This window comes from Bradyrhizobium betae, assembly GCF_050632175.1.
Taxonomy (GTDB): Bacteria; Pseudomonadota; Alphaproteobacteria; order Rhizobiales; family Xanthobacteraceae; genus Bradyrhizobium; species Bradyrhizobium betae_B.
Genome location: NZ_CP192576.1, coordinates 5,337,853 through 5,351,249, shown reverse-complemented (window position 1 = coordinate 5,351,249; position 13,397 = coordinate 5,337,853). Strand labels below are relative to the sequence as shown.

At 64.3% G+C, this 13,397-nt stretch carries 8 protein-coding genes and 1 pseudogene; 4 read left to right on the top strand and 5 right to left on the bottom strand.

Annotated elements, in window-relative coordinates:
• Nucleotides 1-17: 17 nt before the first annotated feature.
• Nucleotides 18-758, bottom strand: a complete 741-nt coding sequence (locus tag ACQ86E_RS25620) for a hypothetical protein (protein ID WP_431202353.1) — start codon at nucleotides 756-758, stop codon at nucleotides 18-20.
• Between the two features lie 293 nt (nucleotides 759-1,051).
• Between ACQ86E_RS25620 and ACQ86E_RS25615 the strand changes: the two genes are divergently transcribed.
• Both ACQ86E_RS25615 and ACQ86E_RS25610 read left to right on the top strand, forming a co-directional pair.
• Nucleotides 1,052-2,101, top strand: a complete 1,050-nt coding sequence (locus tag ACQ86E_RS25615) for an ABC transporter substrate-binding protein (RefSeq protein WP_431202352.1) — start codon at nucleotides 1,052-1,054, stop codon at nucleotides 2,099-2,101.
• A complete protein-coding gene (locus ACQ86E_RS25610; RefSeq protein ID WP_431202351.1) occupies nucleotides 2,098-4,800 on the top strand; it encodes an ATP-binding protein in 2,703 nt (900 codons plus the stop codon). Before ACQ86E_RS25615 ends, ACQ86E_RS25610 begins: the two co-directional genes overlap by 4 nt.
• Before the next feature lie 525 nt (nucleotides 4,801-5,325).
• Here ACQ86E_RS25610 and ACQ86E_RS25605 read toward each other — a convergent pair.
• On the bottom strand, nucleotides 5,326-6,231 hold the full coding sequence (locus tag ACQ86E_RS25605; RefSeq protein WP_431202350.1) for a LysR substrate-binding domain-containing protein: 906 nt from the start codon (nucleotides 6,229-6,231) through the stop codon (nucleotides 5,326-5,328).
• Between the two features lie 129 nt (nucleotides 6,232-6,360).
• Here ACQ86E_RS25605 and ACQ86E_RS25600 point away from each other — a divergent pair.
• Nucleotides 6,361-7,298, top strand: a pseudogene (locus ACQ86E_RS25600) (ring-cleaving dioxygenase).
• Nucleotides 7,295-7,921: an alpha/beta hydrolase gene (locus ACQ86E_RS25595; protein ID WP_431202349.1), complete on the top strand. Its 627-nt coding sequence runs from the start codon at nucleotides 7,295-7,297 to the stop codon at nucleotides 7,919-7,921. Before ACQ86E_RS25600 ends, ACQ86E_RS25595 begins: the two are co-directional and overlap by 4 nt.
• Nucleotides 7,922-8,017: 96 nt before the next feature.
• Here ACQ86E_RS25595 and ACQ86E_RS25590 read toward each other — a convergent pair whose 3' ends face one another.
• The 3 genes from ACQ86E_RS25590 to ACQ86E_RS25580 form a co-directional block, all read right to left on the bottom strand.
• The gene (locus tag ACQ86E_RS25590; RefSeq protein WP_431202348.1) at nucleotides 8,018-9,709 is read right to left on the bottom strand and encodes a phospholipase D-like domain-containing protein; all 1,692 of its coding nucleotides are present in this window, start codon (nucleotides 9,707-9,709) and stop codon (nucleotides 8,018-8,020) included.
• A gap of 285 nt (nucleotides 9,710-9,994) precedes the next feature.
• Entirely contained in the window at nucleotides 9,995-11,635 is a 1,641-nt protein-coding gene (locus ACQ86E_RS25585) for an amidase family protein (protein ID WP_431202347.1), read from the bottom strand.
• Between the two features lie 260 nt (nucleotides 11,636-11,895).
• Nucleotides 11,896-13,392 carry an ABC transporter substrate-binding protein gene (locus ACQ86E_RS25580; protein WP_431202346.1) on the bottom strand — a complete coding sequence of 499 codons (1,497 nt, stop codon included), beginning with the start codon at nucleotides 13,390-13,392 and terminating at the stop codon, nucleotides 11,896-11,898.
• Between the last annotated feature and the right edge of the window lie 5 nt (nucleotides 13,393-13,397).

The following is a 13,397-nucleotide window of genomic DNA, read 5'->3' as shown; positions in this document are numbered from 1 at the left end:
GTCGACGGCGTCCGGCATCAGAACTGGCCGGGCGGCAGCTTGAAGATGTCGGGGCTCTTGGCATCGGCCACGTAGAACAGCAGCAGGCTGGTGGGCGTCAGCACACGCTGGTTGTTCTCCTTGTTCTCGAACGTGCCCTGCAGCAGCAGGATCACCGAGCGGTCCTTGGCATCGCTGCCGCGGAACATCACGATGCCGCCGGCGACCGGCATGTTCACCGCGACGGAGTCGGGCTTGAAGCCCTCGCCCATGAAATGGGCGCGCAGGATGTTGGCGTTGGAAAACAGCTTCTCCGGCGTCATCGCCGTGTCGGTCCCCTTCGACCAGACCGCGCCGACCTGGATCAGCGATTTGGTCTTGTAACCGAACACGTAGGAAAGCTCGGCGGTGCCGCCATTCGGCAGCAGTTCCGGAACGGCGAGCAGCAGGCTGCGCGTCAGTTCGGACGCGTTGTCCTGGATCTTGATGGCGTCGGGCTTGGCGTTGAAGTCCTTCGCCATCGCCGCGCGCACGTCGGTCTCGCTCATCCCGAACTTGGCGGAGCGAAAGCCGTCGACCGCCTTGGCCGTCTTGTCCTCGGCGGCGGGAGTTTCTGCCGCAGCCGTGGAGGTTGCACCAGCGGGAGCTGGCGCCGCGCCGGCAGCAGCGGCCTTGGGCGGGGCCTTCTGCTTCGGCACCGCGCCCTGAGCCGCAAGCGGCCCGGCTGCAACAGAGGTGAGAAGGCCGACGAGGGCCGGAAGGAGATAGATCTTGCGCATCGAAAAACCTTCGAAACAAACCTGAAACAACGCGTCAAAAACAGCCGCTGTGAAATCGACTTCTCCGCACCGTCGTCACAACCGGGACGGAAATTGCTGCAACGCCACAAGGTGTTGCAAATCATCACGGCGCAGACAAAGCTCGAAACAGCGAGTCTTCGGCTGCGTAGGAATACGGTATCGGGCTGACCAATGCTGCGAATGAACATTCATATGCGTCGTTTTTCATCAATTGTGGCCGTTAGCCTTTCGCGTTAAGGACACGCTTGGGAATAAGTTCTGCGAAACATTTCATGACCAAGCGGCCAGCTCCTGCCCCCACCGTGCCGGCGCCTGCCCGCCGCGATTTCCTGCGCATTGCAGGCGCAACTGCCGCTGGATTCTTCGCGCTCGGCGCGACATCGGATCGCATGCGGATCGTGGCGTCGCTGACCAGCCTGTCGCTCGACGACGAGCTGACCAGAAGAAACATGTCCGACGGCAATACGACATCTCGCCTTGGCGGCCTCATTGCCGGCTTGCGGCAGCGCGGCTGGGTCGAAGGGGTCAACTACCGCTTCGAGCTCCGCTCGACGTTCGGCGGCCCGGACAAGCTGAGGACGGCGGTGCAGGAGCTGATCGCGCTCAAGCCCGATGTCATCTTGACCGGCTCGACGGTCGAAACCGCGGCCATGCTGGGCGCCACCAAGACGATTCCGATCGTTTTCGCGACTGCGAACGACCCCGTCGGCAACGGCTTCGTGCAGAGTCTGGCGCGTCCCGGCGGCAACGTCACCGGTTTCACCAGCAGCACCGCCGAGATGGGCGGCAAGTGGCTTCAGCTGATCCGGGAGGCCGTGCCGGATCTGGCGCGTGTCGGCGTCCTGTTCAATCCCGCGACGACGCCGCGCGCCGGGCGCTTCTACCTGGAATCCATCGAGCAGGAGGCCGCCGCAACCGGAGGAGTGTCCGTGGTCCCTGCCCCCATCGGCGCCCCGGCCGAGATCGACACCGCGATGGGGCGCTTTGCCGAACCTCCCAAGGCCGCAGTGATCGCGCTGGTCGACAGTTTCTTGGTGGTCAACCGGCAAGCCATCGTTGCGGCGGCGGCGAAATATCGTGTCCCCGTGATCTATCCGTTTCACTATTTCATGGATGCAGGCGGGCTGATGAGTTACGGGCCGACGCTCGAAGTGCGCTCGGCCGACTATGTCGACCTCATCCTGCGCGGCACCAAGGCCGGCGATCTGCCGGTGCAATCGCCGCGGAAATACGATCTCCTGATCAACCGCACGGTCGCCCGCGCGCTCGGATTGGTGATGCCGTTCACGCTGCTCGCGCGTGCCGACGAGATCCGCGAGTGAACGAAGCGATCGACCAGGGACATTTGCGGACGCCTCCCGGCCGGCTCTTCCGCAAATATCTCTACTCGATCGTCGCACTCGCATTCGCAGCACTCGCCGTCAGCACCGGCTTCGACGTCTGGTTCTCCTATCGCGAGCAGAAGCAGCTGCTCGCGGCGACGCAGCGCGAGCAGGCCGCATCCGCGGCGATCCAGATCGGCCAGTTCATCGGCCAGATCGAGAACCAGATCAGGTGGCTCGCGCGCCTGCCGCCGGAGTTGTCGAGCAACGAAGACCAGCGGCTCAACGCAATCCGCCTGCTTCGCCTCTCGCCCGCGATCGCTGAAATTGCCGAGCTCGACTCCCGGGGCCGCGAGCAGGTGCGCGTGTCGCGCCGCGTCGCGGACAGGCTCGGCAGCAAGACCGATCTCTCCGGCTCGCCCGCCTTCCGCGGCGCCAGTGAGAGCAGGGCCTATTACGGACCCGTCTACTTCTTCGGCGACACCGAGCCGTTCATGACGCTCGCCACGCGCGGGACCGGCCGCGATCCGAACGTGATCGTCGCCGACGTCAATCTGCGCTTCATCTGGGATCTCGTCGCCGGGATCAGGGTCGGCAACACCGGGAAGGCCTATGTGGTCGACCGCGAGGGGGTCTTGATCGCGCACCCGGATCTGTGGCCGGCGCTCCGCCGCAGCGATCTGTCCGGGTATGCCGACGTCCGCGCCGCGCTCGATGGGGTGGGCCCGCCCTCTGGCGGCCTCGTCAAGGAGGACCTGTCGGGCCAACGCGTGCTGTCGACCTACGCGACGGTCCCCTCGCTCGGCTGGCTGGTCTTCGTCGAGCTTCCACTCACTGAAGCCTATGCGCCGATCTACGCGTCGATCGGCCGCTCGACGTTCCTGCTGGTCATCCTGCTGGCCCTTGCGGTTCTGGTGTCGCTCTGGCTCAGCCGGCGCATGACCGTGCCGATCCAGCTCCTGACGCAAGGCGCGCGGCGGATCGGCAGCGGCGATCTCGGCCTGCGGCTCGCGATCAGGACCGGCGACGAGCTGGAGGCACTCGGCGACCAGTTCAACCGGATGGCCGCGCATTTGCGCGAGTCCTACGCCACGCTGGAGCGCAAGGTCATCGAGCGGACCTCCGAGCTGGAGAAGGCCCGCGACCACGCGCTGGCCGAGCATGACTCGGCCGAGCGCGCGCGCAGCGTCGCGGTTGCGGCCAACGAGACCAAGTCGCGATTCCTCGCCGTCGTCAGCCACGAGCTCCGCACGCCGCTGAACGGCGTCATGGGCGTGCTGCAACTGCTCGACGACGGCAGCCTCGGCGAAGCGCAGCGCCGCCACCTCGCGACCGCGGCGGCATCAGGCGAAACGCTGGTCGCACTGGTCGACACCATCCTGGAATATGCACGCCTGGAAGCCAGCACCGAAACGCTGGAGACGCGCGACTTCCGCCTCGACCGGCTGATCGAGACCGCCGTGGATCTGATGCGTCCACAGGCCTTCGGCAAGGGCCTGGCCTTCGACCTCGCCTTCGACGAAACGGTCAATACCTCCGTGCACGGCGATCCCGTCAGGCTCAACCGCATCCTGCTCAATCTGATCGGCAATGCGATCAAGTTCACCCCGCGCGGCGGAATTGCCTTGCAGGCGACGGCCGGGCAGCGCGACGATCATGTCCTGCTGCACATCACCGTTCAGGATACCGGCATCGGCATCGCGCCCGACATGCACGAGCGCATCTTCGATGATTTCGTCCAGGCCGACGACAGCATCGCGCGGCGATTCGGCGGCACCGGCCTTGGCCTTGCGATCGCGCGGCGCCTGACGCGCCTGATGCGCGGCGAGCTGACGGTGGAGAGCACGCCGGGCGCGGGCAGCACCTTCACGCTTGACGTGCCGCTCGGCCTTGCCGCAAGCGGCGTCGCGCAAAGTGCGCTTGCCCCGCCGTCGCGGCAGCTCCGCGTGCTGCTGGTCGACGACGATCCCGTCAATTGCGAGGTCGGCGAAGCCATCCTGAACCGGCTTGGACATCGCCCCACCATCGCACGCAACGGCGCCTCGGCCATCACGCTCGCCCGCGAGCAGCCGTTCGACGTCATCCTGATGGACCTGCACATGCCCGACATGGACGGCGTCGACGCGGCCTCGCGGATCGGCAAGCTGGGCCTGCCGAAGATGCCGCGCATCATCGCCGTGACCGCCGACGTGTCGCGCAGCGCCCGCGAGCGGCTCGCCGGCGCCGGCATTACCAGGATCGTCGGCAAGCCGATCCTGATCAATGCGCTGCGCGAGGCGATCGAAGACAGCCCGGAAGAGCCGGCCGCAGCGCCACTTGCCGCGGGTGCGTTGATCGACCGGCACTTCCTCGACGACCAGAAAGAATTGCTGGGCGCGGCGCAAATCGCGAAGTTGCAGCAATTGCTGGAAGAGACCAGCAGACAGCTCGTCGAAGACATCGCGAACGCGGCAACGGCCGGCGATCACAAGCAGCTTGCACGCTCCGCGCACCAGCTCGGCAGCGCCGCCGGCGCGCTCGGTCTCGTCCGCCTGTTCGAGCGTTGTCGCGAGATCGAGGACACCGCGGCCACGATGCCCCCGCCCGAATGCCAGAGCGCCGCGCGCGACCTCGCCGCGCTGCAGAAGGCTTCGATGAGTGCGCTGGAAAAGTTGCTTCGGCCGGAAAAGCCGCGGTTGATCGGCTCACAGGATCGGTAGAGCGTCAGCGAAACCCTTCGCTTTCGTGCGCGCGAATACGTGATGGGTTTCGCAAGGGCTCTACCCATCCTATGCTCCTGGAATTACTGTCCGGCGCTCGTAAGCCGATTCATCGACCAATCTTCTTGATGCAAGTGGGCTCGCTGTTGGGGTGAGGCGTGCAATCCCAGTCAGGTCCAAAGCCCGCACCAGCGTTCTGCTGGGGCAAGAAAGGGAAGTAGATCACCACGACGGCAAAGATGGTGACAGCGACAATTGCCAACACCAGCATCCACACGACGCCTGCGCGATCCGGGCTCCAGCGGAGATGCCGAATCGACCGATGCTTCCTTGGATGCGAATGCTTCACGGCGGTGTCGTCGATGCGGTGTGGCAGATAGGTTATAACTTTAAGGTTGTGTCTAACCGGTCGCGGTTTTTAGCTCATCGGAAGGGTCAAGCGCCAGCGAAACCCTTCAACCCGCCCAAGACGACGAAGCAAGATTGGTTTCGCTGGCACTGCACCCATCGCATGCTGTCTCGGTCTCAGGGCGTTCCCTCGCCCTCCTCCCGCCCAAACCGCTCCACCAGAAAATCGATGAACAGCCGCACCTTCACCGACAGATGCCGCGTCGGCGGATACACTGCATAGAGCGCGAGCGGCGGCGCCGAATAATCGTCCAGCACCGTCCGCAGCTCGCCCTTCCTCAAAGCATCGGCGGCGATGAAGTCCGGCAGCAGCGCGAGCCCCCTGCCCTTGATCGCGACGTCGCGCAGCACTTCGGCATTGTTCACGCAGAGCGACCAGGCCGGCTGGATCCAGTGATCGCCGTCGCGGCCTGTGAGCTTCCACTGATTTCCGGTGAGCAGAAAGCCGTAGGTCAGCGACGCATGCTGGCGCAAATCCTGCGGATGCTTTGGCGTGCCGTGCCGCGCCAGATAATCCGGCGACGCGCAGATCATGCGCGCCACCGGCACGATCTTTCGCGCGATCAGGCTGGAGGATTCCAGCTCCGCGATCCGCAGCGTCACGTCAAAGCCGTCCTGAACGGGATCGAGCAGATCGTCGCTCAGCACGATCTGGAGCTGAAGCTCGGAATGGCGCGCCATGAAATCGGCGAGCACGGGACCTAACCGCAGCGTGCCGAACGACATCGGCGCGTTGACGCGCAACAGGCCCCGCGGCGCCGACTGGGCCTGCGCCACCGCCTGGTCGGCGGCCTCGATCTCCGAGAGGATTACGACCGCGCGCTCGAAATAGCGCTGGCCGTTCTCGGTCGGGCTGGCGTGGCGGGTGGTCCGGTTCAGAAGCTGGACGCCGAGGCTCTCCTCGAGGTCGGCGACGTATTTGCTGATCGCCGAGCGCGACAGCCGCAGCTGGCGGCCGGCTTCCGCAAAACTCCCGCTCTCAACCACCTTCACGAAGGCCCGGAGGCTGCCAACCTTATCCATGGGCCGCCCCCGGCGATTGTTTCCAAATCGTAGACATAGACGTCATATTTGCATGGATTGTCTCCAATCCAAAGCGGAACGATATTTCCGGCCAGAGCAAGACCGCTCCCCGATTTCAGGAGGACGACAATGTCTGGACTGCACCATGTCACCGCGATCGCCGGCGATCCCATCCGCAATTTCGGCTTTTACACCCGCGATCTCGGCCTGCGTTTCGTCAAGAAGACGGTCAATTTCGACGATCCTGGCACCTATCATTTCTATTACGGCGACGAGACCGGCCGCCCCGGCACCATCCTGACCTTCTTCCCTTGGGCCGGCGCCGCCCCGGACGTCGCGGCGTCGGCGAGACCCATCAAACCGCGTTCCGCGTGCCGCAGCGTTCGCTGGGCTACTGGACCCAGCGCTTTACCGAGAAGGGCATCGCGTACGAGGCGCTGGAGAAGCGCTTCGGCGAATCCGTGCTGCCGTTCACCGACCCCGACGGCATGGCGCTCGCGCTGGTCGGCGTCCCCGGCGCCGAGAACGAGCCGGGCTGGAGCAATGGCGAGGTGCCGGCAGAGCATGCGATCCGCGGCTTCCACGGCGTAACCCTGCTGCTCGACAGCGCGGCGAAGACGGCTGCCGTCCTCACCGACGTGTTCGGCTTCAAGGAAACGGGCCGCGAAGGCTCCGTGATCCGCTTCAAGGCACCGGGCGATGTCGAAGGCAGCGTCGTCGACATCTACGAAGCCAAGGGCTTTTTGCGCGGACACCAGGGCGGCGGTTCCGTGCACCACATTGCTTTCCGCGCGGCCGACGATGCCGAGCAGGGCAAGATGGCGCAGCAACTCGTAAGCAACCACGGCCTGCACCCGACCGAGCAGCGCGATCGCAACTACTTCCGCTCGATCTACTTCCGCGAGCCCGGCGGCGTGCTGTTCGAGATCGCGACCGACATCCCGGGCTTCGCCGTCGACGAGCCTGTCGCGACGCTGGGACGAGATCTGAAGCTGCCAAGCTTTCTCGAACAGCATCGCAAGCAGATCGAGGGCGTGCTGCCCAGCCTGGAGGAGACCGTGGCATGACCGAGCTTGCATTCATCCATCGTTACGAGCCCGCGACCGGCGCGGGCTCCCCTCCGCTCCTGCTGCTGCACGGCACCGGCGGCGACGAGAACGACCTGCTCGGGCTCGGCAAGATGATCTCGCCCGGCTCCGCCCTGCTCTCGCCGCGCGGCCGCGTGCTCGAGCACGGCATGCCGCGCTTCTTCCGCCGTCTTGCGGAAGGCGTGTTCGACGAGGACGACGTGCGCCGGCGCGCAGCCGAGCTCGGCGACTTCGTCACGGAGGCACGGCAGCAGTACGGCATCGCCGCGCCAGTGGCCGTCGGCTTCTCCAACGGCGCCAACATCGCCGCCGCGCTGCTGTTGCTGAAGCCGGACGCGCTCGCAGGCGCGATCCTGCTGCGCGCGATGGTGCCGCTGTCGGATCCGCCGAAGGCGGAGCTCGGTGGCAAGCCCATCCTGTTGCTGTCCGGCCAGGCCGATCCGATCGTACCGGCGAGTAATTCGGCAAAGCTCGCGGCGTTGCTGTCGGACGCCGGCGCGCATGTCGACCACAAGGTGCTGCCGGCAGGCCATCAATTGTCGCAAGCCGACGTGACGTTGGCCCGCGGCTGGATCGGCAAGGTCGAGGCCAAGGCTGCATGAACTGACGAGCGGCGCATTGCCTCACCGCTATGCGCCGCTCGCGGCACGATAGCCGCGATGGTCCGTCATGAACCCAACGATCGATGCAGCGATCGGCTAGGTCACAAAAAGCTTCCGATCTCGTTCCTTGATGTGGCTCGTGCGATAGTAAGAGACAAACCAGGTACGGCCTCCCGGCGCGGGAGGACGCGCCAGGCGAAGAGTATCGCGAGCACCGGCGCTCCTTGCCCTCACCCGAAAGTGGAAATGGTCGAACATGCGAAGCGCCTCGATCGCATAGGCGATGGCCACCTTGCGGTCTTCAATGCGGATCAAATGATCAGCGTTTTCTTTTTCCCCGCCAGCCGCCATGTTCGAGGAACCTGTATAGACGATCGGATTGTCTCCGTTGAAATCCGTCACGAGGAACTTGTGGTGAACCATGTTCGAACGGTCCGACGTGTTGCCGGACCATTCCGACTTGAACGGCTCGGGTGCATTCTCGCCTAGATAGGCGAAAGGCAGAAGCCCGATCGATCCGTCGGGTTTCTTCACTTGCAAACCTCCCGTCCGCTGCGCAACGCCGTACGAAAACAGCGTTCGATGCATCAGTTCGTCGAATTCGTCGCGCACAATGCCGGTCAACTGGTTAAGGAAGACGACAGAGTAGAGCACCGAGCTTTCCGCATTCGCAATCGCCTCCGCGATCGGTGTCAAGGAGAGGGCCGGATCGGAGTGGGGAGAGAAGCACAACGAGACGCGCGATCCCGGCTCGTCACGCACGACGTGCCACTCCTTCGCGATGTCCGACTGACGAAATCGCTTCGGATCATCCCAATATTGCTCGAAGGCGCCGGCAAACGCACCGGCCACGTCTACGTCGTCAAACAGAAGCGCATTGTTGGCCTGTATGTACAAGCCTCGCAGTGAAAAATTTGTCGAGCCCGCCAGTACTCGGATCGGGCGACCGTCACGCTTGACGATCAGCACCTTGTTGTGTTGCTGACGACCAAAATGCATACGCTTGATTTCAGCGCCTGCAGCGACGAAGCGCTCTGCACTGATCGTTTCGCAGCTGTCCGGATCGCCCTGCTCGCCATGGTCATCGATGATGGCGCGCAATCGGCTTCCGAGTGCTTCGAACCTGCGCACGATCTCGGGCTCCTTGCATTCATAGATCAGTGCATCGATCGTCAAGGATTGATCCTGAATAACGTCATCGAGCAACGTGTAGACAAGGCGACGAGCCTCGAACCCCAGCCAGTTGTAGTGCGCATCGAACGGAGCCATGTCATGATCGAGGTTAGCCCGGGCGGGTGCACCGACCGGCGGCAGGATGCCCGCCTCGTTCTTGAACCGATCGGCATAAGCCTGCGAAGAGGCGAAGCCGCGTGTAAAGCCGACGTTGAGAAAGCCATCGACCGTCGTCGGCGCCAGTGAGATCGCGTTCTCGACGGATGGCCCGTCGAAGAGCGCACCCCCGGCATCCATGTATTTCGCAATCACGCGATACTGAAATTCTCCCTCGGGCGTCTCGGTTGGCACGTGGACCCAACGGAATTTCTGGAACGGGGCCTCGGTTGAGCGAAACGAACGGGGCCGGTCCAGTTGAGGAGGATCGTCGAAGTGCAACCTGTTACGCAGAGCGCCCCATCTCGTGGAGCCCGGATACTTCACCTCGACGGAGAACCCGACAAAGTCGTTGGTCGCCTTCTCCTTCTCCAGGTCGAAGGCCAACAGCGCGACGCCTTCCCCGCGATATAGCTTGAAAGTCAGTCCGTCGGCCGACGCCTTGCGCTCAAAATCCATGACTCCCTCCCTTATTGGTTGCATCTCAGACAAAAAACAACACAAACGCAAGGCCTGCGGGACGAGCAGCGTCGTGAAGTCGCGGGCAAGCATCCTGATCCTTGCCGACCCATGGTTTGCCGGCTTCGCGACATTCTTCGAACCTGAACTTCTCCTATGGGATACAAGCATCATTCCCCGATGACCGGAGCCCATGCCCGCGCGACTCGGAAGGCAGATATCCGAATTCGCGGAGCATGCGCTGCGAGAGGCCTGCCCGTCGAAAAGTGCCCAAGACCGGTGAATCTAAAGCCCGGTCAATCCCGGCGGCGGCTTGCGCATGTTCGCGGCCTGCTCAAAGGCGTGGGCAAGACGGAGCAGCTTGTGCTCGCTCCAAGCGCGGCCTGCGAAACTGATTCCGAGCGGATAGTCGGGCGTGTCCTTGTCATCGACGCCTGAGATGGAGCCGCCCGGCACCATGACGCTCGGATAGCCCGCCTTCGCTGCGATCACGCAGCCGCTAGCGCCGGGAAACAGCACCGCGTCGAGCTTGTGCTGGTTCATGTAGGCGTCCATGCCGCGCGTCCTGGCGGACAGCAGGTCCATGGCCCGAGCCGATTTGTACTCGCGCTCGCTGAGATCGCCTCGGGTATCGTTGGCGGCGAGAAACAGGTCCTGGCCGAAACGCAACGCCTTCTCCGCGTGCGCCGCGTTGAAGGCCACGATATCCGCCATGGTCTTCATGTCCGTATTGGTCGCCCAATCCCTGAGATAAAGGTTGAGATCGCGCTTCAGCTCGTAGAGGAAGACGATCGGCGGCGTCGCCACATTGCCCTTGTGACGGCTCAGCGGATTGCGGTTGAGCACGTTCATGCTCGTGCCCGGCCCGCCGATCCAGCCCGGTGTCGGCATGTTGGCACGCACGATGACGGCGCCGAGATCCTCCAGCACCTTGATCGCATCGGCCATCACCTTGGCCGATCGGGGCGGCAGCTTGCCGTAATAGCGATCGTTCAGCGGATCGTCCGCGTCGCTCGGCACGCCGATGCGCGCGCCCTTCATCGCGTCGTTCGCAAGATCTGCAGTGTAGTCGGCCGGCCGCCGCTGCCGCTCGGTCGCGGGGTCGAGTGGGTCCTTCGCCGCCAGCACGTTGAGCAGCATCGCCGCATCGCGCACGGTGCGCGTCATCGGTCCGGCGGTGTCCTGGCTGTGCGAGATCGGCACGATGCCGGCACAGCTGACCAGCCCGACGGTCGGCTTCACGGTGACGAGGCCGTTCATGCTGGCGGGATACAGCAGCGAGCCCGAGGTCTCGGTTCCGATCGACGCCGCGCACAGGCCGGCCGCCACGGCGACCGCCGAGCCCGCGCTCGATCCGCCCGGCAACACGATCGGAATGCCGCGGTCGTCCACCAACTCCGGTGCGAATGGATTCTTCACCTGCCCGCCCAGCGAGGAATAGCCCGCCGGCATGTCGGCCGCGAGGATGTTGGCAAACTCGGTCAGGTTTGCCTTGCCCAGGATCACCGCGCCGGCCTTGCGCAGCAATTTGACGACCGTGGCGTCTCTCCTGGCGCTAGCGCCCTCCAGCGCCAGCGAGCCCGCCGTGGTCGGCTGCTTGTCGGAGGTCGCGATGTTGTCCTTCACCAGGATCGGGATGCCGGCCAGCGGCCGTTTGGCCGACGGCTTTGTCTCGTCGAGCTTGCCCGCGATCGACAGCGCATCGGGATTGAGCGTACGCACGGAGTTGAGCGCGGGGCCATTGAAATCATAGGCTTCGATGCGCGCGAGGTAAGCCTTGGTCAGCGCCGTGGCAGTCACTTGCCCGCTGGCCAGCGCCTGAGCGATCTCGCCCATGGATGCATTGTCGAGCTTCAGATTGGCCGGTGCCCCGGCGCCGACGACAGTCGCGGCGATGCGAGTATCGCGACGGGATGGCTTCTTCATGGCGTGCCTCGCCTGACGGCGCGTCCCGAACCATGAGGCCGCGATGATGCTATATTGCCAGTGTTTTGCCCGACGGGTCAACGACACCGCCGGCCCGCGCAAGCCGCCGAGCGGATCGCGCAAGCCATTGAAATCACTAACTCCGCCTACTGTGCATGGGGTTGTTTTTCGTGTTTTTGTTTGGACCCTCAAAAAATGGCCTCGCTCCGATGGAGAGAGGCCATTGTCGAAGCGACACGATCAACTGGATCGAGCGGCCCCTATTCCCAGGACCAGGTCGAAAAGTCGTTCTCGTATTGCGGGACGTCCTTCCAGACGCCTTTCAGCTTCTTGTTGGTGATGGTGATCAGCTGCGGCTGGTAGAGGAAGCCGGCGACCGCGTCGGTGGCCAGCATGCGCTGGGCATCGCCGAGCAGCTTGGCGCGGCCAGCCTCGTCGGGCGTCGCCACGATCTGCTTGTAGAGCGCGTTGAAGGCCGCGTTGTTGTAGCCGAGGTAGTAGTCCGGCTCGGTGATCTTGACGAGGTCGATCGGCTCGACATGGCTGACGATGGTGAGGTCGAAATTGTGCGGGCCGTTGCCGGCGAACACCTGCGACAGCCACTGCGCCCATTCGACGTTCTCGATCTTGGCGATGATGCCGACCTTGGCGAGCTGGGCCGCCAGGATCTCGCCGCCCTGCCGCGCATAGGACGGCGGCGGCAGCTTCAGCGACAGTTCGAGCGGCGTGGTGACGCCGGCCTCCGCGAGAAGCTTCTTGGCCTTCTCGGGGTCGTAGGGATTGATGCCTGTCGTGTCGACATAGCCCAGCGCGCCGGGCACGTAGAAGCTGCCGATCGGCGTGCCGAAACCATCAGCCGCGCCGTCGATCATCGCCTTGCGGTCGATCGCGGCGAGGATGGCGCGGCGCACGCGGACGTCGTCGAGCGGCTTCTTGCGCTCGTTGATGCCGACGATGGTCTTGGCGCGGGAGCCGCCGACCATGACGTTGAAGCGCGGATCGGCCTTGAACTGGCCGATGGCGCGCGCCGCCGCAACGCGCGGGAACGCGTCGACATCCCCCGAGAGCAGCGCCGCAATCTGCGCCGCGGGATCGGAGATGAAGCGGATCGTCACCTTCGACAGCTTGATGGCGCTCGCGTTGCGATAGTCGGCCCACTTGTTCAAGGTGATCGAGGAGCCCTTGGCCCAAGCCCCAAGCTGATAGGGTCCTGTGCCGACCGGCTGCGTGCCGTTAGTGCCGGCGCTCTTTGGCTCGACGATCGAGCCGCTCGCCTGCCCGAGCAGGAAAGGCAGGTTCGGCTCGGAATATTTCACCGAGATCACGACCGTATCGGCGTCGGGCGCGTCGACCTTCTCGAACGCCTGGAACAGGCTCTTGTCCTTGTTGGTGCTGGTGGCGATCGCGTTGCGCTCGAACGAGAACTTCACGGCGGCAGAATCGAACTTCTCGCCGTTCTGGAATTTGACGCCCTTGCGCAGCTTGAACGTATAGGTCTTCAGGTCGGGCGACGCGGTCCAGCTCTCCGCCAGCAAGGGCGAGACCGAGCCGTCCTCGTTGATCTTGGTCAGCGTCTCATAGATGTTGTAGAGCGTGACTTCGGCGATCGCAGCCGCGGCCGCGATGGTGGGATCGAGCCCCGGCGGCTCCAGCGCCATCGCCATCACGACGCTGTCCTTCTTGCTCTGCGCCAGCACCGGCAGCGGTGCCGCGGCCAGCGCGGCGGCAAATGCGACGATCGATAGTTTCCTGAACATGCGTA